Here is a 1,554-nt window from a genome sequence, read left to right on the forward strand (position 1 = left end):
CCAAACACATGCGGAGGGAACCTCCGCGTGATTTGGGTCGCTAAACCCTCGGGGAACCCTCCGTATCGCGCATCCGCAACCCAACCTACAGATCTATCCACTATCCACTATTCACTATCCACTATTCACTATTCACTAAAACCCTAGTAACTTTGTTTTGATGCAAGATGTGAGTATGCTAAAAACATCGTCCAGGATTGAGGATAGCTAAAGGATCGAATTGGTGTTTGATTTGTTGCATTAGGGGGACGGCATTGCCGCGATAGCCCCAGATGTCGATTTGCTGCTTGAGATCTGGTGGTGCTTGGAGCATGGATAAAAAGCCGCCATTTGCTTCACAATGGCTGCGGAGCGGCAAGATCGCATCGGCGGTGAAGAGAGCGCACTCACCGATGCCACTATTGAGATGAATGACACCTCTAGCTGTACGATCTGTCAATCGATCGAGTGTGGCGATCGTATCTATAGCAGCGGTGGGTCTGACACCTAATTTACACCCGATTGGCGTAGTCCCCCAAATTCCGGTCTGAATGCCACTCCAGAGCCGTTCGGCTTGGGTGCCTTGCCAGATTCCGGCTTTTAAGCCCAATCCTTTGGCGATAGCTAGTAATTGGGCGGACTGCTCGGCAATGCTAGCGGGAATAGTCGCAAATTTGACGACTAAACTGGGCGTATTACTCAGCTCTAACTGCTGACTGAAGGCTGTGGAGACAATATCTGCGGCAATGGGGGTGAGGGTACTGGCTAACAACATTTTAGCCGCTGTTGCCAGGGCAGCGATCGCCCCCGTAATAATGACAGTTCCAGTAGTAGTCGGCTGCGGATAGACGCGCAAAGTCACCTCCGTCAAGATGCCCAAGGTGCCGTAAGCGCCAGTAAATAGCTTCATCATGTCGTAACCAGCGACATTTTTGACAACTCTACCGCCAGCTTTGGCAATTTTGCCATCAGCACGTACGAAACTTATTCCCAATAGCAAGTCTCGCACGCCGCCATAGCAATGTCTTAATGAGCCAGCATTAGCGGTGGCGATTATTCCCCCAATTGTGGCGCGGTCGGGATAAACTGGATCTAGGGGTAAAAATTGTCCGGCGGTGGCAAGTACTTCCTGCACTCGATCGAACCCCATCCCCGCTTCGACAGTAATTGTCAGATCCCCTACTGCATGGGCGATTAAGCGATCGAGCTTTTGAGTGCTGACGATCGATTTTGCACCTGCGACGGTTCCGCCCCAATCAAGTTTAGTGCTATTTCCCGCCACGACGATCGGCGCTCGATCGGCATTGGCTGTAGCTACTAATTCGGCAAGTTCCGCCACTCGCTCGGGCATCGCGATTGGCAAAGAGATATCATTAACACTGTCGTCCATAAGATCTAAACTGGCGATCGGGATAGTATAGGCTAGTAGCATCGCTGGCTCGATCCAGACTATCACTATTTACCCCTGCTCGATTACCGATTACCACCGACCAAAAATTCAGTATCGTCCATGATGATGTTGTGTTTGTCACCATCTTTAGTTCAAATTAGTTGGCAATTACCTGCAAATATTTC

The 1,554-nt window shown here is 50.3% G+C and carries 1 protein-coding gene; it reads right to left on the bottom strand.

The window, feature by feature from the left end; translation table 11 throughout:
- Positions 1–178: 178 nt before the first annotated feature.
- Positions 179–1,411, bottom strand: a complete 1,233-nt coding sequence (locus tag RMO35_RS10535) for an FAD-binding oxidoreductase (RefSeq protein WP_309741021.1) — start codon at positions 1,409–1,411, stop codon at positions 179–181.
- Positions 1,412–1,554: the final 143 nt, after the last annotated feature.

This window comes from Chamaesiphon sp. OTE_20_metabat_361 (assembly GCF_031364565.1).

Excerpts from the sequence above, each read along its gene's own strand:
- RMO35_RS10535 (WP_309741021.1), bottom strand. The coding sequence starts at position 1,411 with ATGCTACTAGCCTATACTATCCCGATCGCCAGTTTAGATCTTATGGAC.